Annotated in this window: 20 protein-coding genes; 5 read left to right on the top strand and 15 right to left on the bottom strand. The window is 69.2% G+C overall.

From position 1 onward, the window contains the following. Positions 1 to 42: 42 nt before the first annotated feature. From RU01_RS20795 to RU01_RS20765, 7 genes are all read right to left on the bottom strand, one after another. A complete protein-coding gene (locus RU01_RS20795; protein WP_042576491.1) occupies positions 43 to 1,092 on the bottom strand; it encodes a methionine synthase in 1,050 nt (349 codons plus the stop codon). After that, a complete protein-coding gene (gene mnmA / locus RU01_RS20790; RefSeq protein ID WP_042576490.1) occupies positions 1,089 to 2,186 on the bottom strand; it encodes a tRNA 2-thiouridine(34) synthase MnmA in 1,098 nt (365 codons plus the stop codon). Before mnmA ends, RU01_RS20795 begins: the two co-directional genes overlap by 4 nt. 13 nt (positions 2,187 to 2,199) lie before the next feature. After that, the gene (locus tag RU01_RS20785) at positions 2,200 to 3,408 is read right to left on the bottom strand and encodes a cysteine desulfurase family protein (RefSeq protein WP_042576489.1); all 1,209 of its coding nucleotides are present in this window, start codon (positions 3,406 to 3,408) and stop codon (positions 2,200 to 2,202) included. A gap of 76 nt (positions 3,409 to 3,484) precedes the next feature. Next, on the bottom strand, positions 3,485 to 4,375 hold the full coding sequence (locus RU01_RS20780) for a lysophospholipid acyltransferase family protein (protein ID WP_156149030.1): 891 nt from the start codon (positions 4,373 to 4,375) through the stop codon (positions 3,485 to 3,487). After that, positions 4,372 to 5,181: a GNAT family N-acetyltransferase gene (locus RU01_RS20775; protein WP_042576488.1), complete on the bottom strand. Its 810-nt coding sequence runs from the start codon at positions 5,179 to 5,181 to the stop codon at positions 4,372 to 4,374. The genes RU01_RS20780 and RU01_RS20775 overlap by 4 nt, the downstream gene beginning before the upstream one ends. A 143-nt stretch (positions 5,182 to 5,324) precedes the next feature. After that, complete coding sequence (locus RU01_RS20770) at positions 5,325 to 6,281, bottom strand: electron transfer flavoprotein subunit alpha/FixB family protein (protein WP_042576487.1); 957 nt, start codon at positions 6,279 to 6,281, stop codon at positions 5,325 to 5,327. A 55-nt stretch (positions 6,282 to 6,336) separates the two neighbouring features. Next, positions 6,337 to 7,137, bottom strand: a complete 801-nt coding sequence (locus RU01_RS20765) for an electron transfer flavoprotein subunit beta/FixA family protein (protein ID WP_042576486.1) — start codon at positions 7,135 to 7,137, stop codon at positions 6,337 to 6,339. A 285-nt stretch (positions 7,138 to 7,422) separates the two neighbouring features. On the opposite strand from RU01_RS20765, the gene RU01_RS20760 reads away from it, so the two are divergent. From RU01_RS20760 to RU01_RS20750, 3 genes are read left to right on the top strand one after another with little or no spacing between them, the layout of a single operon-like run. Continuing rightward, positions 7,423 to 8,193: a class I SAM-dependent methyltransferase gene (locus tag RU01_RS20760; RefSeq protein WP_042576485.1), complete on the top strand. Its 771-nt coding sequence runs from the start codon at positions 7,423 to 7,425 to the stop codon at positions 8,191 to 8,193. A gap of 26 nt (positions 8,194 to 8,219) precedes the next feature. Beyond that, the gene (locus RU01_RS20755; RefSeq protein ID WP_042576537.1) at positions 8,220 to 9,737 is read left to right on the top strand and encodes a 1,4-alpha-glucan branching protein domain-containing protein; all 1,518 of its coding nucleotides are present in this window, start codon (positions 8,220 to 8,222) and stop codon (positions 9,735 to 9,737) included. Beyond that, on the top strand, positions 9,734 to 10,981 hold the full coding sequence (locus tag RU01_RS20750) for a glycosyltransferase family 4 protein (protein ID WP_042576484.1): 1,248 nt from the start codon (positions 9,734 to 9,736) through the stop codon (positions 10,979 to 10,981). Before RU01_RS20755 ends, RU01_RS20750 begins: the two co-directional genes overlap by 4 nt. 4 nt (positions 10,982 to 10,985) lie before the next feature. On the opposite strand, the gene RU01_RS20745 is transcribed toward RU01_RS20750, so the two are convergent. Continuing rightward, positions 10,986 to 11,738, bottom strand: coding sequence for an acyltransferase (locus RU01_RS20745; RefSeq protein ID WP_042576483.1), 753 nt, complete (start codon positions 11,736 to 11,738; stop codon positions 10,986 to 10,988). 109 nt (positions 11,739 to 11,847) lie between these two features. Between RU01_RS20745 and RU01_RS20740 the strand changes: the two genes are divergently transcribed. After that, on the top strand, positions 11,848 to 13,197 hold the full coding sequence (locus tag RU01_RS20740) for an outer membrane protein assembly factor BamB family protein (RefSeq protein ID WP_042576482.1): 1,350 nt from the start codon (positions 11,848 to 11,850) through the stop codon (positions 13,195 to 13,197). Here RU01_RS20740 and RU01_RS20735 read toward each other — a convergent pair. The 5 genes from RU01_RS20735 to RU01_RS20715 are packed head-to-tail and all read right to left on the bottom strand — an operon-like array spanning position 13,182 to position 17,861. Continuing rightward, positions 13,182 to 14,381 (bottom strand): THUMP-like domain-containing protein, encoded by a 1,200-nt coding sequence (locus RU01_RS20735; RefSeq protein WP_042576481.1) that lies wholly within the window; start codon positions 14,379 to 14,381, stop codon positions 13,182 to 13,184. The two genes, RU01_RS20740 and RU01_RS20735, sit on opposite strands and share 16 nt — an antisense overlap. A 12-nt stretch (positions 14,382 to 14,393) precedes the next feature. After that, positions 14,394 to 15,407 carry a class I SAM-dependent methyltransferase gene (locus RU01_RS20730; protein WP_042576480.1) on the bottom strand — a complete coding sequence of 338 codons (1,014 nt, stop codon included), beginning with the start codon at positions 15,405 to 15,407 and terminating at the stop codon, positions 14,394 to 14,396. A 36-nt stretch (positions 15,408 to 15,443) separates the two neighbouring features. Then, positions 15,444 to 16,223: an enoyl-CoA hydratase/isomerase family protein gene (locus tag RU01_RS20725; RefSeq protein ID WP_042576479.1), complete on the bottom strand. Its 780-nt coding sequence runs from the start codon at positions 16,221 to 16,223 to the stop codon at positions 15,444 to 15,446. A gap of 25 nt (positions 16,224 to 16,248) precedes the next feature. Then, positions 16,249 to 17,037 (bottom strand): NUDIX hydrolase, encoded by a 789-nt coding sequence (locus RU01_RS20720; protein ID WP_042576478.1) that lies wholly within the window; start codon positions 17,035 to 17,037, stop codon positions 16,249 to 16,251. Continuing rightward, positions 17,034 to 17,861, bottom strand: coding sequence for an ABC transporter ATP-binding protein (locus RU01_RS20715; RefSeq protein ID WP_042576477.1), 828 nt, complete (start codon positions 17,859 to 17,861; stop codon positions 17,034 to 17,036). The genes RU01_RS20720 and RU01_RS20715 overlap by 4 nt, the downstream gene beginning before the upstream one ends. A 51-nt stretch (positions 17,862 to 17,912) precedes the next feature. On the opposite strand from RU01_RS20715, the gene glgX reads away from it, so the two are divergent. Then, on the top strand, positions 17,913 to 20,060 hold the full coding sequence (gene glgX, locus RU01_RS20710; RefSeq protein ID WP_042576476.1) for a glycogen debranching protein GlgX: 2,148 nt from the start codon (positions 17,913 to 17,915) through the stop codon (positions 20,058 to 20,060). Here the strand turns inward: glgX and RU01_RS20705 are convergent. Continuing rightward, positions 20,057 to 20,842, bottom strand: a complete 786-nt coding sequence (locus RU01_RS20705) for an aminoacyl-tRNA hydrolase (RefSeq protein WP_042576475.1) — start codon at positions 20,840 to 20,842, stop codon at positions 20,057 to 20,059. The genes glgX and RU01_RS20705 overlap by 4 nt on opposite strands. Continuing rightward, positions 20,839 to 22,086, bottom strand: coding sequence for a phosphoserine phosphatase SerB (gene serB, locus RU01_RS20700; RefSeq protein WP_082043287.1), 1,248 nt, complete (start codon positions 22,084 to 22,086; stop codon positions 20,839 to 20,841). Before serB ends, RU01_RS20705 begins: the two co-directional genes overlap by 4 nt. Positions 22,087 to 22,105: the final 19 nt, after the last annotated feature.

Raw genomic sequence — 22,105 nt, 5'->3', positions numbered from 1 at the left:
GCCGACACCGAAACGTGCCCGCAGGACACGCAACGCCGACGTCTACAGCGAGTCCGGGTCCTCCGAGAAGGCGGCTCGGACGTCCCGGAGAACGGTCAGAGCATGGCGGGCCCACGGCATCGACGCGCCGGCCAGACCGCACGCGGGGGCGAGAGACACCCGCTCCGCGAGGTAGCGGCGCGGGAAGCCGAGCCGGTCGATCAATTCCACTGCCGGCGCGGCACTCTCGCGCCACCCGGGGAATGTCACCGGGTCCGTCCCCGGCACGACACCGAGAACAGGGACGCCACCGCTCTCGATGAAATCCCCGACGGCGTCGTATCGTGACGACTCGAGGAGCGACAGGTCGAAGGCGACGCCGTGCACACCGCTACGGGTGAACACCTCGAAGGGGACGTCGGCGGAGCAGGTGTGCACGATCACGGGGCGGCCCACCCTGGTGACCACCGCGCCGAGAAGGGTGGCGACGTCGGGAGCCGATACCGGGGCGATCTGCTCGATGCTGGTGACCCCCTGCAACCGACCGCCGAGTACGGCGGCGATGCGGGGCTCGTCGAGCTGCACGACGACGGAGACGCCCAGCCGACGCTCGACCTCGGCGGCATGTGCCGCCACACCCTCGGCCAGGGACTCCGTGATGTCCCGGAGCGCTCCCCGGTCCGTCAGCACCCTGTGCCCGTGCGAGAGCTCCACGTCGGCGGCCATCGTGAACGGTCCGGCAGCCTGCACTTTGACGGTGCGCCCGCTGCCGCGAAGACCGGCGAGTTCCCACTGTTCCTCGAGGACGTCGAGGTCCTCGGCGAGGAAGTCGCGTGCACGCCGACCGGTACCGCTGGGACGGGCGCTCACCCGGTAGCCGCTGGTGGCGGCATCGAGTTCGATGTCGACCAACAGGACACCGGTCCGGCCGATCATGTCCGCGCCCAGTCCGCGCGCAGGCAGTTCCACGACGTGGGGAAGATCGGGCAGCTCACCGATGACGGTGGTCACCGAATTCGCGATGTCCGTTCCCGGCCACGAGCCGAGGCCCGTCGCCAGTCCGGCGACCCGTGCAGCAAAATCGGCTCCCGGGCCGTCCTCGGAACGGCTCACGCGGTCTGCGGAGACCGTGCGGAGGTACCGGCGATGGTGCCACTGCCGATGACCTCGTCGCCGGCAGCATCCGGCCGGTACAGCACCGCGGCCTGTCCACGTGCGACACCCGTCAGCGGGGTGCGGAGGTCGATGTGGAGGACGTCACCCTCGACCCGTGCCACGGCGTCGGCCATCCCGCCGTGCGCCCGTACCTGCACGACGCAGTCGAACGATCCGTCCGGCACCGTTCCGGACGTCCAGACCGGACGAGCCGCGTCGATCGCATGGACGTCGAGGCGGTCGGCCGAACCCACACGCACCGTGCCGGTCTCGGGCTCGATGGACGTGACGTACCGCGGCTTGCCGTCGGCGGCCGGTCCCTCGACACCGAGGCCCTTGCGCTGACCGACGGTGAAACCGTGAACACCGTCGTGCTCGGCCAGGACGGCGCCGGAGTCGGCATCGACGACCGCGCCCGGACGGATACCGATGCGGGCCCCCAGGAATGCCCGCGTGTCACCGGACGGGATGAAGCAGATGTCGTGACTGTCGGGCTTGTCGGCGACGGCCAGACCGCGCCGTGCGGCCTCGTCGCGCACCTCGGCCTTCGGGGTGTCTCCGATGGGGAACATGGCCCGCGACAGCTGGCGCGAGGTCAGGACCCCGAGGACGTAGCTCTGGTCCTTGTCGGCGTCGACCGCGCGACGCAGCACGCCGTCCTCGAGTCGGGCGTAGTGGCCGGTAGCCACCGCGTCGAAACCGAGCGCTTCCGCACGGTCGGCGAGGGCGGCGAACTTGATCTTCTCGTTGCACCGCAGGCAGGGATTGGGGGTCTCGCCCGCCGCGTAGGACGCGACGAAGTCGTCGATCACGTCCTCCTTGAAGCGGTCCGCGAAATCCCAGACGTAGAACGGGATCCCGAGAACGTCGGCGGCACGCCGCGCATCGCCGGCATCCTCCTTGGAGCAGCAACCACGTGATCCGGTGCGCAGTGCGCCGGGGGCGGTGGACAGCGCGAGATGCACGCCCACCACGTCGTGCCCCGCGTCCACGGCTCGCGCCGCCGCGACGGCAGAATCGACTCCGCCACTCATGGCAGCAAGAACTCGCATGTCTTCTTTCCTTCTATCTCGAGGTGGACGCCATGCCGGCGGCGTGTGCGCGTTCGACGACGCGCGGCAGTGCCTCCAGCAGGGCATCGACGTCGGCGTCGGTGCTGGTGTGGCCGAGGGAGAATCGCAGGGATCCCCGTGCGTCGTCCGGATCGACTCCCATGGCGAGCAGGACGTGACTCGCACGCGCGACGCCTGCCGTGCAGGCCGACCCCGTCGAGCACTCGATGCCCGACGCGTCGAGAAGCATCAGCAACGAGTCACCCTCGCACCCGGGGAAGGTGACGTGCACGTTGCCCGGAAGACGGTCGGCGCCGCGGGCACCGTTGACCGTCGCGCTGGGGACGGCCTCGACGATGCCGTCGATCATCCGGTCCCGCAGCGCGGCCAGCCGGATCTCGGTGTCGGCGCGGGACGAGACGGCGACGTCGAGCGCGGCGGCCATGCCGACCGCTCCGGCCGTGTCCGGCGTTCCGGAGCGCACGTCGCGCTCCTGTCCCCCACCGTGCAACAAGGACTCGCACGGCACGGACCGGCCGAGCAGCAGCACACCCACACCGTGGGGTCCACCGAACTTGTGGGCGGCGATGGACAACGCCGACAGCCCGCTGGCCGCGAAGTCGACGTCCCGCACCCCGACCACCTGCACGGCGTCACTGTGCATCGGAATGCCGAACTCCGCCGACACGGCAGCGAGTTCGGCGATCGGCATGACAGTGCCGACCTCGTTGTTGGCCCACATGATCGACACCACCGCGACCTCGTCGGCGTGGAGTTCGAGTTCGCGCCGCAACGTGGACGGAGCCACGCGACCCTCGGAGTCGACGGGCAGCCACGTGACGACGGCACCCTCGTGCCGTTCGAGCCACTCCACCGCGTCGAGGACCGCATGGTGCTCGACCGCGCTGGTGATGACGCGCACACGCCGGGGATCGTTCGCACGACGAGCCCAGAAGATGCCCTTGACGGCGAGGTTGTCGCTCTCCGTACCCCCGGAGGTGAAGATGACTTCGGACGGTCGCGCACCCAGACCCGCGGCGATGGACTCGCGCGATTCCTCGATGCGGCGACGAGCCTGGCGACCCGACCCGTGCAAGGACGACGCGTTCCCGACGGTGCGGAACACGTCGGTCATCGCCTCGACGGCCGCGTCCACCATGGGAGTGGTCGCAGCATGATCGAGGTACACCGGCTCCGCCGGCACGCGTATGGGCTGGGGCATGACGGTGTCCAGGATAACCGGTCCGGCTGGTGGTCCACCGCGCCCCGCGGGAACGCGTCCTCGGCAGAGAGTCAGCTCACCCGACCGGACTCGCGACAGCGGCTTCGAGCCGACCCGTGGTCCGAGAATTCGAGTCGACGGTGCGCAGCGGTGGGACGGTCAGGACGTCCGCCTGTCGACGGACCGCCAGCTCGGCACAGCGGGCCAGCAGTCGTCGATCGTTCATCGGGGCGATGTCCTCGCAGATGCGAACCTCGGCGCGGAGGCCTTTCAGCCTCAGAATCCGCGCCATCGAGTCACCGATGCCCTCGTCTCCGACGAAGGCCGTCGCCGTCGTCGGCGAACCGTCGCCGTCGCGATAGGAGATGCCGACGGGACGCACCACGGCGCCCGCGTCGACAGCCGCCTGGAAGAGAGCGGGACGGAACGAGCCGTAGGCCGTGCCGCACCAGGTCGTGCCTTCGGGGAAGACGACGACGGTGGCTCCACCGCGCAGCGCGTCGGTCACGTCACCGACCGTTGCGGGAAGTGTGCGCAGTCGTTCCCGCGCGATGGGCACGACGCGGACGATGCGCGCCAGGATCCCCAGTACCGGCCAGTCGACCAGGTCGGCGCGCGCCACGAATCGGCACGGGAAGCACGCGGCGAGCACCAGCACGTCGGTCCAGGACATGTGGTTCGCGACCACGAGCGTGCCTGTCGACGTCGAGGATCCGGGCTCGGGCGCGCCGTGCACCGACAAACCTATCCCGAGGGCACCCAGCAGGCCGCGTGCCCCGGATCGGGCCACCGCTCGGCGCCCGGCGGTGGGCAGCAGTCGTCCGGCAGCCAGCACGGGAACCAAGAGGAGGATCACCGCGACGAGAACGCAGCGCAGCACGACCCGGACGGTGCCGACGGTGGCCGACCGAGCCGGATGACACCCCGTGCCGCACGGGCTGTGCGGCATCCAGGCGTGCGTCGTCACGAACGCGACTCCGCCGTCTCCGCGGCCGACCGCAGGCGGTCGAGGTAGCGGACGTTGGCGTCCTTCATGTGCAGGAGTGCGACGAAGTCGGCGACACCGAAGTCCGCGTCGTGAGCGGGGTCTCCGCAGATGGACGCGCCCATGCGCAGGTATCCGCGCAGCAGCGCCGGAACCGATGTCCTGGACGGGGCGGCGATGTCGGCGAGATCCACCCCGTCGACTCGGACGGGTGTGCGCGGATAGGCGCGGACGTCGGAACGGTGACGCTTCTCGACCAGATCGTGCACACCCTTGACGTGCGCCCCGACAGGTTCGCCGTCTCCGATGCTCATGGGTACGGACACGCAGCCCATGACGCGGTCGTACCCGCCCAGATCGATGTACTTCAGGATGCCCGACCACATGAGGGCGAGTACCGATCCGGACCGATGGCCGTCCAGCACGCAGGCCCGGCCCATCTCGACAGTGCGCAGTTCGTGGGCTCGCAGCTCACTGATGTCGAACTCGGTGGCGGTGTAGTACCCGCCCGCTTGCTCGGCGCCGTCGGGAGTGAGCATGCGGTAGCAACCGACGATGTCGCCGCTGCGGTTGTCGACGACCAGGAGGTGATCGCAGTGGGCGTCGAAGCGGTCCGCGTCGAGGTCGTTCTCGAAGGAGGCGGACCGGAAGCCGTCCTCACCGCGGAAGACGGTCGCGCGCAGTCGTTGTGCCGCGAGCACGTGCTGCGGTGTTGATCCGAGGATCAGAGAGTGATGCTTGTCGGCGACGAGCACCTGTTCGTGCTCGAGAGTGGAGTACGAGGTCATGACCGAAGGTGTCATGCGACATGTGTAGCGAGCCGATACGACGTCGCCCACAACGTCACATGACCGGAAGGTGCACGAACGGAAAAGGCCCCGCTACTCCGACGACTGTCGGGGTGGCGGGGCCTTTCGGTGATGTCCGGGTATCAGCCCTTGCGCTTCTTCACTGCCTCGGCGAGCTGAGGCGTGACTGCGAAGAGGTCACCGACGACGCCGAAGTCGGCGATCTCGAAGATCGGCGCTTCCTCGTCCTTGTTGACGGCGACGATGGTCTTCGACGTCTGCATGCCCGCGCGGTGCTGGATGGCGCCGGAGATGCCGAGTGCGACGTACAGCTGTGGGGAAACGGTCTTGCCCGTCTGACCCACCTGGAACTGTCCGGGGTAGTACCCGGAGTCGACGGCTGCGCGCGAGGCACCGACAGCGGCACCCAGCGAGTCGGCCAGATCCTCGACGACGGAGAACTTGTCGGCGCTGCCGACGCCACGTCCACCGGACACGACGACCGATGCCTCGGTGAGCTCGGGACGGTCGCCACCGGCGACCGGCTCACGCGACGTCACCTTGACGACGGCGTCTTCCTGGGCGGGAACCTCGACGTCGACACGTTCGCCGGCGCCTGCCTGCGGCTCCGCCTCGATGGCGCCGGGGCGCAGCGAGATGACCGGAACGTCGCCGTTGGTCTTCGCCTCGACGGTGAACGCTCCACCGAAGATCGAGTAGGTGGCGGACTTGTCGGCGTTGATCGCGACGACGTCCTGGTGCAGTCCGGCGCCGAGACGCGCGGCCAGACGACCGGCGACCTCTTTGCCCTCGATACCGCCGGACGTGAGGATCGCGGCGGGCGAGACGGACTCCGCCAGCGACGACAGCACGTCGACCTTCGGCGTGACCAGGAAGCCGTCGACGTCCGCGGACTCGGCGACGTAGATCTTCGCGGCGCCGGCCTCGGTCAGTGCGGCGGCGATCGCGTCGGTGGTGCCGGGCGCACCGGTGACGACTGCGGACGGCTCACCGAGGACGCGAGCCGCGGTGATCAGTTCGCTGGTGACCTTCTTCAATGCCCCGTCGGCGTGCTCGACGAGTACGAGTACCTCTGCCATGGTGCTTCTCCCTGAGATGCTTCGTGCGGAAAGGATGTATGCCGGTGACGGGGATCTAGATGATCTTCTGCGCGACCAGGTACTCGGCGACCTTGGTGCCGCCGTCTCCCTCGTCGTTGACGCGCTCACCGGCGGTCTTCGGGGGCTTGGGGGTGACCGTCGTGACCGTGGTGCCGGCGTTGGCGACGCCGACCGTCTCCGGGTCCACGCCGATGTCGGCCAGGGTCAGAACCTGCACCGTCTTCTTCTTGGCGGCCATGATGCCCTTGAAGGACGGGAAGCGCGGCTCGTTGATCTTCTCGGTGACGCTCACGATGGCCGGGAGTTCCGCCTCGAGGCCGAACACACCCTCGTCGGTCTCGCGCTCTCCGCTGACCTTGCCGTCGGCGACGACGAGCTTGCGCAGCTGCGTGAGCTGCGGGATGCCCAGGTACTCGGCGATGATCGCTGGAACGGCGCCGATACGACCGTCCGTCGCCTCGTTGCCGGCGATGACCAGGTCGGCCGCTTCGCCGTTCTCGAACTCCACCTGTCCGAGTGCGGCTGCGAGAGCCCACGCGGTCTGGATTGCGTCGGAACCGTGCATGGCGGGGTCGTTGACGTGCACTGCGCTGTCCGCACCCATGGAGAGGGCCTTGCGGATGGCTTCGGTGGCGCGGTCGGGACCGGCGGAGAGGACCTTGACCTCGCCTCCGTCACGCTCCTTGATGAGGAGTGCTTCCTCGACGGCCCGCTCGTTGATCTCGTCGAGCACGGCGTCGGCCGCGTCGCGGTCGAGCGTGTAGTCGCCGTCGGAGAGCTTGCGCTCGGACCACGTGTCGGGAACCTGCTTGATCAGAACGACGATGTTCGTCATGGTCTTCGTCTTCCTCCTGTGTACCGGTGTCGGTGAATCAGGTCATGCGCTGTCGTGCTTGTCGTGCAGTTCGTGCTTGTCGTGAATTCGTAGCGCGGACCCGAAGCGGACCTCGGGTCCGTCGTGTCGTGGACGTTACCCCATTCGTGGTTACTGATGGGTAACTTACTCCTTCCGCGCGGGAAAAGCACCCCCCGTCAGCACGTCCTTCGCCGATCGGGTGTCGCGCACGCCGGCCGCGGACCGATTTCCCGGCCGCCCCCGGCGGGAACTACTCTCGCCCGGATGAGCGACGCTACCCGGGCAGCACTCCCCCTCACCGGTGAACGCACGGTCCCCGGCATCGACGAGGAGAACTACTGGTTCCGTCGCCACGAGGTCGTCTACCGGCACTTCGCCCCGTCCTGCTCCGGCGAGGTCGTGCTCGAGGCCGGTTCCGGCGAGGGCTACGGCGCCGCGATGATCGCGGAGTCGGCGACGCAGGTGATCGGACTCGATTACGACCGCAGCGCGGCCGAGCACGTGGACCGGCGCTACCCGTCCGTCGCCATGACGCGGGGCAACCTCGCGTCCCTTCCACTGCGGACCGGCAGCGTCGACGCCGTGGTGAACTTCCAGGTGATCGAGCACCTGTGGGACCAGGCGCAGTTCCTCCGCGAGTGCTTCCGAGTGCTCGTACCGGGTGGCCGACTCCTGATCTCCACCCCGAACCGCATCACCTTCTCCCCCGGCCGCGACACGCCGCTCAACCCGTTCCACACGCGCGAGTTGAACGACCGGGAACTCCGAGAGTTGTTGCACGACGCCGGGTTCGACATCGACGCGGTCACCGGTGTGCATCACGGCGCGCGGCTTCGCGAGCTCGACCGGGCACACGGCGGGTCCTTCATCGACGCGCAGATCGAGCGCGCCCTCGCTGGGGAACCCTGGCCGGACGCGCTCGTGCGGGACGTCGCCGGGATCACCTCGGACGACTTCGACCTGCGGGCCGAGGACATCGACGACAGCCTCGATCTCGTCGCCGTCGCACGGAAGCCGTCAGGCACGACTGCGTGACCGGATCAGGCACGACCGAACCGGGCATGTTCGCCCTCGTGCTGCATTCCCACCTGCCGTGGCTCGCGCACCAGGGACGCTGGCCGGTCGGCGAGGAATGGCTGTACCAGTCCTGGGCCGACTCCTATCTGCCCGTCGTCCGCGAACTCCGGACCCTGGCGGACGAGGGACGGACCGAGTTGCTGACGCTCGGGGTGACCCCCGTACTCGCCGCACAGCTCGACGACTCGCACAGCCTCGACGGAATGCACCACTGGCTGGGCAACTGGCAGCTCAGAGCCGACGAGGCCGCGGCGTCCCGTGACCCCGACCGCCGCGCGCTGGGGCACCGCGAGCACCGGCGCGCCGCGGACGCACTCCGCGACTTCGAGACCCACTGGCGTCACGGTGGATCACCACTGCTGCGCGGACTCGCCGACGACGGCGCGGTCGAACTGCTCGGCGGCCCGTCGATGCATCCGTTCCAGCCACTCCTCGACCCACGTCTGCGCACCTTCGCCCTGCGCGAGGGACGGGCGGACGCGGCACGTCGGTGGGGCCGGGCAACCGACGGCATCTGGGCGCCCGAATGCGCCTTCACCTCCGGTATGGAGAACGACTACGCACGCGCAGGAATCGGGCACTTCATGGTCGACGGCCCGGCGCTGCACGGTGATACGTCCGCGGGACGGCCGGTCGGCACCTCGGACGTCGTCGCCTTCGGCCGGGACCTGTCGGTCAGCTACCGGGTGTGGTCGCCGAAGTCCGGCTACCCGGGTCACGCCGCCTACCGGGACTTCCACACCTACGACCACGCGACCGGACTCAAGCCGGCGCGCGTCACGGGACGCCACGTCGACGGTCCGGACAAGGCTCCCTACGACCCCGCCCTGGCCGCCGCGGCCGTGCGCGGACACGTCGACGATTTCGTCGACGTCGTCCGTGATCGACTGCGCTCCGAGCGCGATCGCACCGGTGCACCGGCGCTCGTCGTCGCCGCATTCGACACGGAACTGTTCGGGCACTGGTGGCACGAGGGTCCCGCGTGGCTAGCCGGGGTGCTGCGCGCACTTCCCGAGGCGGGAATCCGCATCGGGACATTGAATCGGGCACGCCGGGACGGCTTCGTCGGAACACCGGTGGAGCTCCCCGACACCTCCTGGGGGTCCGGGAAGGACTGGCGCGTCTGGGCCGGCGAACCCGTGCACGACCTCGTCGACCTCAATGCCGAGGTCACCGCGACGGCACTCGCCGCCGTGGATGCCGGCGGCGGCACGGGTCTGCGCGACCGCGTCGCCGATCAGATCCTGCGCGAGACGATGCTGACGCTCTCGAGCGACTGGGCATTCATGGTGAGCAAGGATTCGGCCGCGCACTACGCGCGGGAACGGGCGCACAAGCACGCTCATGCGGTCCGGGAGATCGCCGAGGCCAGGATCCGCGGGCACCACGACCGCGCGGCTGCTCTTGCGTCGGGGTGGAACCAGGCGGACGATCTGTTTCCTGACCTCGATGCGCGTCGACTGCGAGCCTCGAATACCGGCAGCGGGAAGGCATCGGCATGAAGGTCCTGATGGTGTCGTGGGAGTACCCACCCGTCGTCGTGGGCGGACTGGGCAGGCACGTCCACCACCTGGCCACCGAACTCGCCGCCGCCGGCCACGAGGTCGTGGTCCTCTCCCGCCGACCCACCGGAACGGATGCCGCCACGCACCCCACCGTCGGGCATGTCGCCGAGGGTGTCCTGGTCGTCGCGGTCGCGGAGGATCCCGCGCACTTCACGTTCGGCGTCGACATGATCGAGTGGACGTTGGCCATGGGTCACGCCATGGTCCGTGCCGGACTCGCCCTGTCCAAGCCGGGAATCGGCGACGGTTGGGTTCCCGACGTCGTGCACGCGCACGACTGGCTGGTGGCACACCCTGCGATCGCGCTGGCCGAGTTCTACGACGTGCCCCTGGTGTCGACGATCCACGCGACCGAGGCGGGGCGACACAGCGGCTGGGTATCCGGTCGCGTGAACCGTCAGGTCCATTCGATCGAATGGTGGCTCGCGCGCGACTCCGACGCCGTCATCACCTGTTCCGCCTCGATGGCGGACGAGGTCACTCGACTCTTCGGTCCACTCCCCGCGCCGCCGCACGTCATCCGCAACGGGATCGACACGCGCACATGGTCGTTCGAGCCGCGGACTCGGCGGGTCGGTGCGCCGTCACTCCTCTACGTCGGACGGTTGGAATACGAGAAGGGCGTGCAGGACCTCATCGCCGCGCTTCCCCGTATCCGCCGGACGCACCCGGGTACGACGCTGACCGTCGTCGGCGACGGGACCCAGGTGGATTGGCTGATCGATCTCGCACGCATCCACCGCGTCCGCCGCTCGGTCACCTTCGTCGGCTCGCTGGAACACGAGGGCGTCCTGGGCCACCTGCACCGCGCCGACGCGCTGGTGCTTCCCAGCCGCTACGAGCCGTTCGGAATCATCGCCCTCGAGGGTGCCGCGGCGGGGACCCCTCTCGTCGCGTCGACCTCGGGAGGGCTCGGCGAGGCGGTGGTGGACGGCGTCACCGGAATGTCGTTCCCGCCAGGCGATCCCGCCGCCCTGGCCGCCGCGGTGCGACGCACCCTGGACGATCCGGTCGGTACCCGCCGACGCAGTGAGGCCGCCAGGGCTCGGCTGACGTCGGACTTCGACTGGAAGAGCGTCGCCGCCGAGACCGAGGCGGTCTACACCGACGCGAAACGTCGTGTGCGGTTCGCGTCCGGCCGGCCGGACATCGTGGAACGTCCGCTACCCGAACGCGACTGAGATCTCAGACCGTCGGGTCGGGCCCCGCGGCCTTCTTGCGCGCGATGTCCTCCAGTGCAGCAACGTATCTCGCCCGATCCTCGGCGCCCGCCTCCCAGTCCGCCTTCCGATTGCGCACGACGCGAGCGGGCGCACCGACCGCGATGCCGTAGTCGGGTACGTGGCCTTTGACCACCGCGTGCGCACCCAGGACGCATCCGCGACCGACGACCGTCTCGCGCAGCACCGTCACCTTCGCCGCGATCCACGTATCGGGTCCGATGCGCACGGGCGACTTGACGATGCCCTGATCCTTGATGGGCACCGTGACGTCGTCGGTGCGGTGATCGAAGTCGCAGATGTAGCACCAGTCGGCCACCAGCGTCGACGCACCTATCTCGATGTCGAGATAGGTGTTGACGACGTTGTCCTTGCCGAAGACCACCTTGTCACCGATGCGCAACGACCCCTCGTGGCAACGGATCGCGTTGCCGTCGCCGATGTGCACCCAGCGCCCGATCTCGAGCCGCGCCAGTTGCGGCGTCGCGTGGATCTCGACGTTCTTGCCCAGGAACACCATGCCGCGCAACACCACATGGGGGTTGGCGGCCTTGAACTTCGCCAGGCGGTAGTACCGCACCAGATACCAGGGCGTGTACGCCTTGTGCTCGATCACCCACTTCAGCGACGCGGGCGTCAGGAACCGCGCCTGGTCGGCGTCCCGTCGACGCGAACCTTTCCACCGTGTCCGCAGCGGCGCGTTCCACATGCTCGTCATGACCGGCACCTTACTGTCGTGAGGACCATCCGCAGGCCGGGGGCCGGGCGGATCTTTTCAGCCGATAGTCTCGTGCGTGCCGATCAGGGACAGACCGTCAGGAGAGTGCATGCACGACGAGAACACGCGGGCCTCGGTTCGCGCTCGTCGGCCGGCGCCCGCCGCCCGGGTACGGGCCGCCGCCGTGTCCGTCGCCGCGGTGAGCGCGCTCCTTCTGGGAGCCTGCGCGTCCGACACCGATCCCATCGACATCTTCGGGCACGCCGGGTGGCAGGGAGGTCTGTCGGACGCCCACAACAGCGCCTCGGTGACCACGAACGGGTCGCGTGAGCTCGCCCTGGACTGGACGCGCCCGCTCGGTGCGCCCACGGCCACTCGGCCGTCCATCGGACCCGACGGCCAGGTAACGGTCACGTCGACCGGGGATGTCGGGTGCGCCCTCGGCTCGTTCCAGGGAGCGACGGGCCGTAAGCGGTTCTGCAATTCCCTCGGACCATCCGGTATCTCCTCGACCGCCGTCGCGGACACGGCGTCCAACCTCTACGCCGGCGACGACGGCAGCATGAGCTCGATCAACCCCAACGGCCAACTTCGCTGGCGTACACCGGTGTACGGCGTGCCCCGGACACCGCAGTTCCTTCCCGACGGCAACGTGCTGGTGATGACCCAGTTCGGTCAGACCAACGTCCTGAGCAACCAGACCGGCGTCGCCGTGGCGCCGATCCTGGATCTCGTCCCACCGCCGCTCCCCCTCGATTCGCCGAATGCCGAACTGCGCCCGGCGAACGACGGTCTGCTGACCTGCCTCGTGGGCGGACCCGACTGCGCCGTCGCCGCATCGCCCGCGGTCGATCCGAACTCGTCGACCGTGTACGTCGTGCTGTGGCGCGCCGGCGCGATCGCCCCGCAACTGGTCGCCCTGACCTACACCGGCGGTGACACCCCGTCGCTCGAGGAAGCGTGGTCCTCACCGTTGCTGCCGAGTTCGGTCACGTCGAGTCCCGTTCTCTCGCCCGATGGTTCGCGCGTCTATCTCACCGACGTCGAAGGCACGGTGCGCGCGTACTCCACCGAGGACGGCACCCCCATCTGGTCGTACTTCGTCGGTGATCGCGCGGCCGGCAGCGTCGCCGTCTCCCCCGACGGAATCATCGTCCCGGCGGGCGGGGCCGGCAGTCGCCTGCAGGCCATCCGCGATGCCGGTGATCGGCCCGAAAGCCTGTGGAAGCGCGATGATCTGGTGCAGCAAGGATCTCCCGCCCTGGCCGGAGGTTCCACCGGGTACACCGTCACCGGCAACGGCGAGCTGTCGCTCGTGACGTTCGACCTGACCACCGGCGAGACCGTGGACACCGATGCGATGCCGGGCTCGACCGGCTACAGCCCCGGAGTCGTCGTCGGCGCGAAGGGCGAGGTCGTCGTTCCGACTGCCCTGGGTGCGCTCTACTCGTTCCGCTGATCCGGCTGCGCACCGGACGTTCGTGGCCCGCAGACGAAGGCTGCGGCGGTTCGTCCGATCCGCGTGATCACCAGGCTCATGGGCCGACTGCCGCGCAAGTCGAGCCGAGGTCGGAGAACGGCCGGGTCGACGTCGATCCCGCGCACCAGGATTTCCAGTGATCCACAGTCCCACTCCGCCAACCGCTTCCGCAGGATCTTCTCCGTGAACGGCAGGCGCTCCACGATCTCGAATCCGGTGGTGTCGGCGGGAAGAGCATCGCCCGTGAGATGCGCGATGCGGGGATCGAGCTGCCACAAGCGGTGTCGGGCGGCGTAGTGCCGCACCAGACCTGCCCGCACGACCGCGCCGTCGGGGTCGACGATGTAGCGGCCGGGTTCCCTGTCCTCGTCGATGTCGTCCGGCTCGGTGTCGGTGAGCGTCCACTGCGTGCCGTCCGATCGCAGCACGGTCGCCCGACGACGAACTGATGCGTCGGCGACTCCCCCGAACCAGAGGCATGCCTCTCGGACACCGCCGTCCAGCGACACCACTTCCACCTCGGCCCGCACCCCGCGAGCGTCGAGATCCAGGGAGTCGACATCGAGGCCCGGCGCGCACTTCACGACGAGGTCGCGACCGGCGTAGACGTCCAGCAAGGCCGGCAGCGGCGGTTCCAACGCTGCCGGGTCGTGACGGCGTCGACCCCCGGCCCGTCGACCCGGATCCGCGACGACGACCGTGTCGCGCGTGGTCGGGGTGAGAGCGTCGGCCCGCAGCACGGCGACGCCCGGAACGTTGTGCTGCGCCATCACGAGACGCACCGGGTCCAGGTCACTGCCCACGACCATCTCGGCCGTGTCACGCAGGATGTGCAGCTCGGTACCGATCGAACACGTGACGTCGTGCACCCGTCGACCACGCAGCCGCTCGGCCCGGTGCCGCGACACCAGCTCCGTGGTGGACTGCTGCAGGGCATCGTCGGTGAACAGCCAGGACGATGCGAAGGGCAACTTGACCCGAGCCCGTCGACGCAGGGTGACGGTCTCGACCAGCGCTGCCGTGCGGTCGCCGAACGTCGCCCTGATCCGCCCGATGTCGGACACCAACGACGCCGGGGTCAGCGAATAGCCGTCGACCTCGGTCAGTTCCTCGGGACGGGCCGACAGGTGCGCGACATCGTGGACGTCGAACGCGTATCCCACGTGTGGAGAGTGTCAGCTCGACGCGGAGTCCGGCTTGGTGCCGGTGATCATCACGTTGTAGAAGTAGCCGCGCGGAACGACGTGGTGCAGCACGTTCTCGTCCAACCAGCTCAGGGACTTCCATCCGTTGAACGCGAACCTCGCCCAGCCCCAGCCCAACTTCTCGGCCGGTACGGCTGCCTCGAAGGTGCGCACCGGCCATCCGAGGAGCGCCGCGGCGAACTCCTCGGTCTTGGCGTGGACATCGTCGGCTCCGGCCGCGATCGCGATGTTCTCGAGCTCCGTCGGATCGAACGTGTGCAGGTCCACCACGGCTTCGAGAGCCGCGGCACGTGAGGACTCGTCCAGCTCCTGCTGCGGGCGCCGCCAGTCGGCGAGGAACGGCAGGCGGGTCGTACGGGTCGTGGCTTCCCACGTCAGTCGTCCCAGCCAGCGGGCGTAGAAGTTGCCCACCGTCGTCGGCTCGCCGGCGAAGACGAAGCGCCCGCCCGGCTTGAGAACGCGGAGAACCTCGCGCAGCGACTGCTCGACATCCGGAATGTGGTGCAGCACGGCGTGACCGACGACGAGGTCGAACGTGTCGTCCTCGTACGGGATGGTCTCCGCGTCGGCGACGCGGCCGTCGACGTCGAGCCCCAGGTGCTCGGCGTTGCGCAGTGCGACCTTGACCATGCCCGGGGACAGGTCGGTGACCGATCCCGTGGCGGCGACGCCGCTCTGCATCAGATTCAGCAGGAAGAAGCCGGTGCCGCAGCCCAGTTCCAGAGCGCGCCCGTACGGAAGTGCCTGATCTCCGGCCACGGCGTCGAACCGTCCGCGGGCGTAGTCGATGCAGCGTTCGTCGTAGGAGATCGACCACTTGTCGTCGTAGGTCTCCGCCTCCCAGTCGTGGTAGAGCACCTGGGCGAGCTTGGTGTCGGACCGGGCAGCCTGCACTTCCTCGGCGCTCGCGTGCGGACGCGGCGCCGGGTCGGACCCGGCGTCGGTCGTCGCGGCGGTGTCGGGGTGCGGTTCACGAGCGGTCATGGACGTTGAGCCTACTTGGTGTGAGGAGCGAGTCCGTCAGTTGCCGGTGAAGGTGGCCTTACCGGGACCGTTCTCGAGGAACGACGCCATGCCGATCGCCCGGTCATCGGTGGCGAAGAGCGACGCGAACACGTGCGCCTCGATCTTGAGGCCGGTCGCCAGGTCGGTGTCCAGCCCCTCGTCGACGGCCGCCTTGGCTGCGGCCAGTGCGCGGGACGCGCCACCCACGAACTGCCGAGCCCATGCCAGTGCCGCCTCGTAGACGGCGTCGGGAGCGACGACCTCGTCGACGAGACCGATGCTCAGTGCTTCCTCGGCTCCGACGAACCGACCCGTGAACACCATGTCCTTTGCCTTGCTCGGACCGATGAGCCGAGCCAGCCGCTGCGTGCCGCCGCCGCCGGGGATCACCCCCAGCAGAACCTCGGGAACACCCAGCTTCGCGTTGTCGCCCACGATGCGTCGATCCGCGGCCAGTGCCACCTCGAGGCCGCCGCCGAGCGCGTACCCCGTGATCGCGGCGACGGTCGGCTTCGGAATGGCCGCCACGGCGCCCAGCCCGGCCTGCAGGCTGCCGATGGCGTCGGTCATCTGCCCGAAGGACATCGCCGCCATCTCCTTGATGTCCGCGCCCGCCGCGAACACCTTCTCACCGCCGTACACGACGACAGCGTGGACGTCGGAATTCTCCGACGCGGCGCGCGACACCTCCAGCAGTTCGCCCTGGACCTGTCGGTTCAGCGCGTTCATCGGTGGTCGGGACAAGCGGATGGTCCCGATGCCGTCGCGGACGTCCAGGGTCACGAATTCAGCCATGCCCGTGGACGCTACCGGGTGGGTGTCACGGGAGATCGGCGTAGTACGCCCCGGCGTCGGCGAAGTCGACCCGCACGGCACCGTCCGTGGTCGTGACACGCGGACACACCGGTGCGAGGTCCACCGTGTCGGACATGGCGCTCTCGACCGTGTCGTGCGCAGCGAGCTGCCTCAGGCAGGCCCAGGTGGGCGGCAACATGACCCGCTCGCCGCGCCGTAACTCCTCCAGCGCGACGGACGGGCGGACCCACGACGCGTCCGACGCCTCGGAGGTCTCACCGTCCGGTCGCTGACCCGACGGCACCGCCGCCGCGAAGAACCTGGTGTCGTAACGCCGTGTGGTCTCTCCCTCCGGGGTGATCCACCGCGCGTACGGCGTCAGCAGATCGGCGCGCACCACCAGGGACGCGTCGGCAAGGAAAGCGCCGAACGCCACATCGTGCCGCTCCACCGCGCGTCGACCCTCCGCGTACTCGGCCGTGTCCGCGACCACCGACTCCGCATCGGATCCGGCGAACAGGACGCCGCATTCCTCGAACGTCTCGCGCACGGCCGCGAGGACCAGCGCGCGGGCAGTCCCGTCGTCGGTCTCGAACTTCTCGGCCCACCACGACGGCGCGGGACCCACCCATCGATCCTTGCCGTCGGCGGGCGTGCGATCCGACGGGTCGACTCCCCCTCCGGGGAAGACCGTCATCCCGGCAGCGAACGCCATCCGTCCGACCCGGCGTTGCAGGAACACCTCGAGACCGGCCGAACCATCGCGCAGGAGAAGGACGGTGGACGCATCGCGCAGGGCTGCGGGAGTGCTCATCTCGCGCGCCGGTGCGAGGACCGACTCCGCTTGCGGCGGGCGAAGAATCGTCCGTCGACCCGGTCCAGCGCGATGCCCTGACTGAACGCCGTCGACAGATGTTCCTCGGTGATGACGTCGTCGATCAGGCCCTGGGCCACGACGCCGCCCTCCTTCAACAACATCGCGTGTGTGAAGCCGGGCGGGATCTCCTCGACGTGGTGCGTGATCAGCACGGTTGCCGGCGCATCCGGATCCATCGCCAGATCCGTGAGGATGGCCACGAGGTCCTCGCGGCCGCCCAGGTCGAGACCTGCAGCGGGTTCGTCGAGGAGCAGCAGTTCGGGATCGGTCATCAACGCACGGGCGATGAGCACCCGCTTGCGCTCACCCTCGGACAGAGTGCCGAACGTGCGGCGTGCGAGGTGTTCGATTCCCGCCGTCTCGAGCATGTTCACCGCACGCTCGTCGTCGACGGCGTCGTACTTCTCCCGCCACCGGCCGAGCACGGCGTAGCCGGCGGACACGACCAGGTCCGCGACCACCTCGTCGGCGGGAATGCGTCCCGCCAGCGACGACGAGGACAAGCCGATACGTGGCTTCAACTCGGAGATGTCGACGTGGCCGAGAGATTCGCCCAGAACGTTGGCGACACCCGTGGTCGGGTACAACTCCGCGGCCGCGACCCGCAGCAACGTGGTCTTGCCGGCGCCGTTCGGGCCCAGCACGACCCATCGCTCGTCCAGTTCGACGTTCCACGACACCGGACCGACGAGCGTCGTACCTCCACGGACGACGGAAACATCGGTGAGTTCGACGAGCAGGTCTGGGTCAGGTTCGGACACGAGACCATCTTCTCCCACACGCCGGGCCCAGACACGGCAGGATCATCACGCGTGTCGCACGAACAGAACCACCGAGCCGGGGCCGGCCGACCCTTCCCTCTGGGATCGCACCTGTGCGACGAGGGTGTCGCCTTCGCCGTCCACGCACCCGACGCCGAGTCCGTCGACCTGTGCATCGTGACGCCGGGAGACCCGTCCCCCGTCGAGACGCGGTACCGCCTGACGGAGCGTACGTACGGAATCTGGCACGGAGTGGTCTCCGATGCGGGAGCCGGAACCGTGTACGGCTACCGGGTGTCGGGGCCGTGGAATCCCGAGGCGGGGCACCGGTTCGACCCGAACAAGATCCTCCTCGACCCGTACGCGCGCCGCATCATCGGCGCCCTCGGCGACGCGCAACGGCTCCTGCCCTACCGGGACGACCCGTTCGGCCCCCCGTCGACGCTGGACTCACTCGGACACGTTCCGCTCGCGGTGGTCACCGCACCGCAGGATGTCACCGATCGCTCGCGGCTCGAAACGGACTGGGACCGTACGGTGATCTACGAACTTCACGTGGGGTCCTACACCGGGGCGCACCCGTCGGTCCCCGAACCCCTGCGCGGAACATATCTCGGCCTCGCCGAGCCGGCCGTCGTCGATCACCTCCTCTCGCTCGGAATCACCGCGGTCGAACTCCTCCCGGTGCACGCCTGCCTCACCGAGCCCGGTGTCCGCGCCCGTGGGATGCGGAACCACTGGGGATATTCGACCGGGTCGTACTTCGCGGTCGAACCGTCCTACGCCAGCGTTCCCGGTGCGGAGGTCGACGAGTTCCGCACCATGGTCGACACCTTCCACGACGCAGGCATCGAGGTGATCCTCGACGTGGTCTACAACCACACCTGCGAGGGTGGCGTCGACGGACCGTCGTTGTCCTGGAGGGGTTTCGACGCTCGTGGGTACTACCTCCTCGACGAGCGCGGACACGACATCGATCTGACGGGATGCGGCAACACTCTCGACGCGGCGTCTCCCACTGTCGTCCGGATGGTGTGCGACTCCCTCCGCTACTGGGTCACCGAACTGGGTGTCGACGGCTTCCGCTTCGACCTGGCCAGCACGCTCGGCCGACCCGGCGGGTGGCGCTTCGACACCCGCGCACCGTTGCTCACCGCCATCGCCGCGGACCCGGTGCTGTGCCGGACGAAGCTGATCGCCGAGCCCTGGGACGCCACGGGACCCGGCTACCAGGTCGGCGGCTTCGGGGGCGTCTGGAGCGAATGGAACGACCGCTACCGCGACACCGTCCGGCGCTTCTTCACCGGCCACGGCGGCGTGCGAGAACTCGCGTCGCGCATCGCCGGGTCCGAGGATCTCTACGCTCCGACCGGGCGCCGGCCGTGGGCCTCCGTCAACTTCGTCACCGCTCACGACGGCTTCACCGCGCGAGACCTGGTGTCGTACAAGCACAAGCACAACGAGGCGAACGGCGAGGACAACCGCGACGGAACGGACAACAACCTGTCGGTCGATCACGGCGTCGAAGGCCCCACCGACGATCCCGACGTGCTGGCCGCACGGGATCGCCACGTCCGGGCGATCCTGTCCACCCTGGCGTTGTCCACGGGCACGCCGATGTTCCTCGCCGGCGACGAACTGGGACACACCCAGCACGGCAACAACAACGCGTACTGCGTGCCGCAGGACACCCCTGCGGCGCAGGCCCACGCCATCGACTGGTCCACACGCGACGACGACCTGACATCGACTCTCGCACGCGCACTGAAGTTCCGGCGGAATGCGCCCGTGCTCCGGCAGCAGGAGTTCTTCGCGGGACGCGACACCCCGAGCGGGGAACCCGATCTCATGTGGTTCGACGTCGGGGGCACCGAGATCGTCGGCGACCGGTGGAACGACGACTCGGCCCGAACCCTCCAGGCGTGGGTCGACGGCTCGGACGTCCGCATCCCCACTCTGCGGACCGAAGGATCACCGGCGCCGACCTTCGAATCGGCTCTGCTGGTTCTGCATTCGGGCGGCGACGCGGACATCGTCGTTCCCGATCACCGCCGCCACGGTCCCGGCGAGGCAGCGCGGTACGTCCCCGTCTTCGACTCCGCGACGCCCGACGGCCGACCGGCGTCCACGGAGCCGGTGGCGTCGGGAAGTAGTGTGCGCGTTCGGGGTCCGATCGTCCTGGTGTACGTCTCGCTCTAGCGCACCGTCAGGTCCGCGATCACCGTCATGGACCCCGGCGCCACCTCGGTGTAGCCGGCGTCCCGCACCCCGACGGCAGTTCCCCGCTCGGCCTCGGCGACCAGTCGCGCCCACGTCTCCGGATCGGCGTCGCGGACGGACGTGGCCCACCCGGTCTCGCCCCACCGCGCGACGTCGTCCGCGCTCATGGCCCCGGCCGCGAGCATGACGGCATGGCCGACCTGCGCCGCCGTCTTTCCGACGGTCATCTCCAGTGCCTCGTTCACCCAGAGCCGGACCGCACCGTCGCGGTGAGGACCCGGATCGTCGCGCTCGAGATCGGTCCCGCCCACCTGCAGCTTGCGCAGGCGTGGATCGAGCGCGCCGACGCGGCACGGCACGTAGGCACGCGCCTGCGCCCCGTTCACCTCGACGGTCACACCGTCCACGTCCTGAGCGGCCGCCCACTGTGCCCCACGAGCGCGCCGCGAGACCTTCCGGATACGGGCGCCGAGCCACGCGATGTACTCCTCGTGCCACGGACCACCGGGCGCGATGCGCTCGTCGAGACACACCCGCATTGTCGCCGTGGCTGCCGCTTCGAGCAGATCGGAGCGAGCCGGCGGGTCGACCTTGGGGATGTGCAGCACGATCGGCATCGCTCGAACGTCGGCGGGATCGTCGGGGTCGACGCGTGATCCGTACGACTCCGCCTCGCTCGTGCCCGCCACCAGCAGCGCGTGCCGCTCCTCGAGTGTCGACGGGGCTATCGGCTCGACGGCCTCCGCCACCGGCTCCGTCACTGGATCGGGATGCGTCGGACGACGCCGTCCAGGGAATCGGCGGCCTCGATCTCGCCGCGGGTGACACCCAGAACGAAGAGCAGTGCGTCGAGGAACGGGTACGAGAGCGCGGCGTCCGCGACCTCCCGCAACGCCGGCTTCGCGTTGAAGGCGATGCCGAGTCCGGCAGCGGTGAGCATGTCGATGTCGTTGGCTCCGTCGCCCACCGCGACTGTCTGCTCCATCGGCACCCCGACCTGGGATGCGAACTGCCGCAGTGCGACCGCCTTGGCAGCACGGTCCACCACGTCACCGATCACGCGGCCGGTGAGTTTGCCGTCGACGATCTCCAGGGTGTTCGCCTTGACGAAGTCCAGTTCGAGCTCGTGCGCCAATCCTTCGATCACCTGCCGGAAACCGCCGGACACCACACCGCAGTGGTAGCCCAGGCGTCGGAGAGTGCGGATGGTGGTGCGAGCGCCCGGCGTCAGTTCCAGATCCTCGGCGACGTCGTCGATAACCGACGCGTCCAGTCCCGCCAGCGTCGCCACGCGGCGATGCAGCGATTCCGCGAAGTCGATCTCTCCGCGCATCGCGGCTTCGGTGACGGCGCGTACCTCGTCCTCCACGCCGGCGCGCGCAGCGAGCATCTCGATGACCTCGCCCTGGACCAGAGTCGAGTCGACGTCGAACACGATGAGCCGCTTCGCGCGGCGGGCAAGGCCCGAGCGCTCCACCGCGACATCGATACCCACTCCCGCCGCCACGGTGGCGAGTGACTGCCGCAGGTCCGCATCCGCCTCGTCGGCGGACGGGCCGCCGACGACCTCGGGCCGGGCGGACACCAACAGTTCGAGTCCCGTGACCGGGTAGTCCGCGATGCCACGGATGGAGTCGATGTTCGCACCCAGACGAGCCAGTTCCCGCGACAGGACGCTGATGGCCCGCGCGGTCACCGGGCGACCCAGCACCACCACGACGTGCGTCGACAACGGCGACCGGCCGTGCTCCCCGCCGACCTCGACGTCGACGTGCACGCCGACCGTCCGCATGGCCTCCTCGAGGTGTTCCTGGAGGTTCTCGACGTCGCCGGGGCAGCTGCCCAGGACGCCGAGTGTGAGACGTCCCCGGATGACCACCTGTTCGACGTCGACGACGCTGACGTCGTGTCGCGCCAATGACGCGAACAGGACGGATGTGACACCGGGCTTGTCGGCGCCGGTCACCGTCACCAGGACGGATGCGGGCGATTGCGGTGCGTTCACAGTGAGTCGAATCTCCTCT

Origin of the sequence: Rhodococcus sp. MEB064 (assembly GCF_000834565.1) — a bacterium.
Taxonomy (GTDB): domain Bacteria; phylum Actinomycetota; class Actinomycetes; order Mycobacteriales; family Mycobacteriaceae; genus Rhodococcoides.
Note: the sequence above shows the minus strand (reverse complement) of the source record. Positions and strands in the feature narration are given on the sequence as shown.

Bases quoted from the DNA above. Each gene is read 5' to 3' on its own strand.
- RU01_RS20760 (WP_042576485.1), top strand. From the start codon at position 7,423: ATGAGCGACGCTACCCGGGCAGCACTCCCCCTCACCGGTGAACGCACG.
- RU01_RS20770 (WP_042576487.1), bottom strand. From the start codon at position 6,281: ATGGCAGAGGTACTCGTACTCGTCGAGCACGCCGACGGGGCATTGAAG.
- RU01_RS20725 (WP_042576479.1), bottom strand. From the start codon at position 16,223: ATGGCTGAATTCGTGACCCTGGACGTCCGCGACGGCATCGGGACCATC.
- RU01_RS20730 (WP_042576480.1), bottom strand. From the start codon at position 15,407: ATGACCGCTCGTGAACCGCACCCCGACACCGCCGCGACGACCGACGCC.
- RU01_RS20745 (WP_042576483.1), bottom strand. From the start codon at position 11,738: ATGACGAGCATGTGGAACGCGCCGCTGCGGACACGGTGGAAAGGTTCG.
- RU01_RS20720 (WP_042576478.1), bottom strand. From the start codon at position 17,037: ATGAGCACTCCCGCAGCCCTGCGCGATGCGTCCACCGTCCTTCTCCTG.
- RU01_RS20750 (WP_042576484.1), top strand. From the start codon at position 9,734: ATGAAGGTCCTGATGGTGTCGTGGGAGTACCCACCCGTCGTCGTGGGC.
- RU01_RS20755 (WP_042576537.1), top strand. From the start codon at position 8,220: ATGTTCGCCCTCGTGCTGCATTCCCACCTGCCGTGGCTCGCGCACCAG.
- RU01_RS20765 (WP_042576486.1), bottom strand. From the start codon at position 7,137: ATGACGAACATCGTCGTTCTGATCAAGCAGGTTCCCGACACGTGGTCC.
- RU01_RS20740 (WP_042576482.1), top strand. From the start codon at position 11,848: ATGCACGACGAGAACACGCGGGCCTCGGTTCGCGCTCGTCGGCCGGCG.
- RU01_RS20775 (WP_042576488.1), bottom strand. From the start codon at position 5,181: ATGACCTCGTACTCCACTCTCGAGCACGAACAGGTGCTCGTCGCCGAC.
- mnmA (WP_042576490.1), bottom strand. From the start codon at position 2,186: ATGCGAGTTCTTGCTGCCATGAGTGGCGGAGTCGATTCTGCCGTCGCG.
- RU01_RS20785 (WP_042576489.1), bottom strand. From the start codon at position 3,408: ATGCCCCAGCCCATACGCGTGCCGGCGGAGCCGGTGTACCTCGATCAT.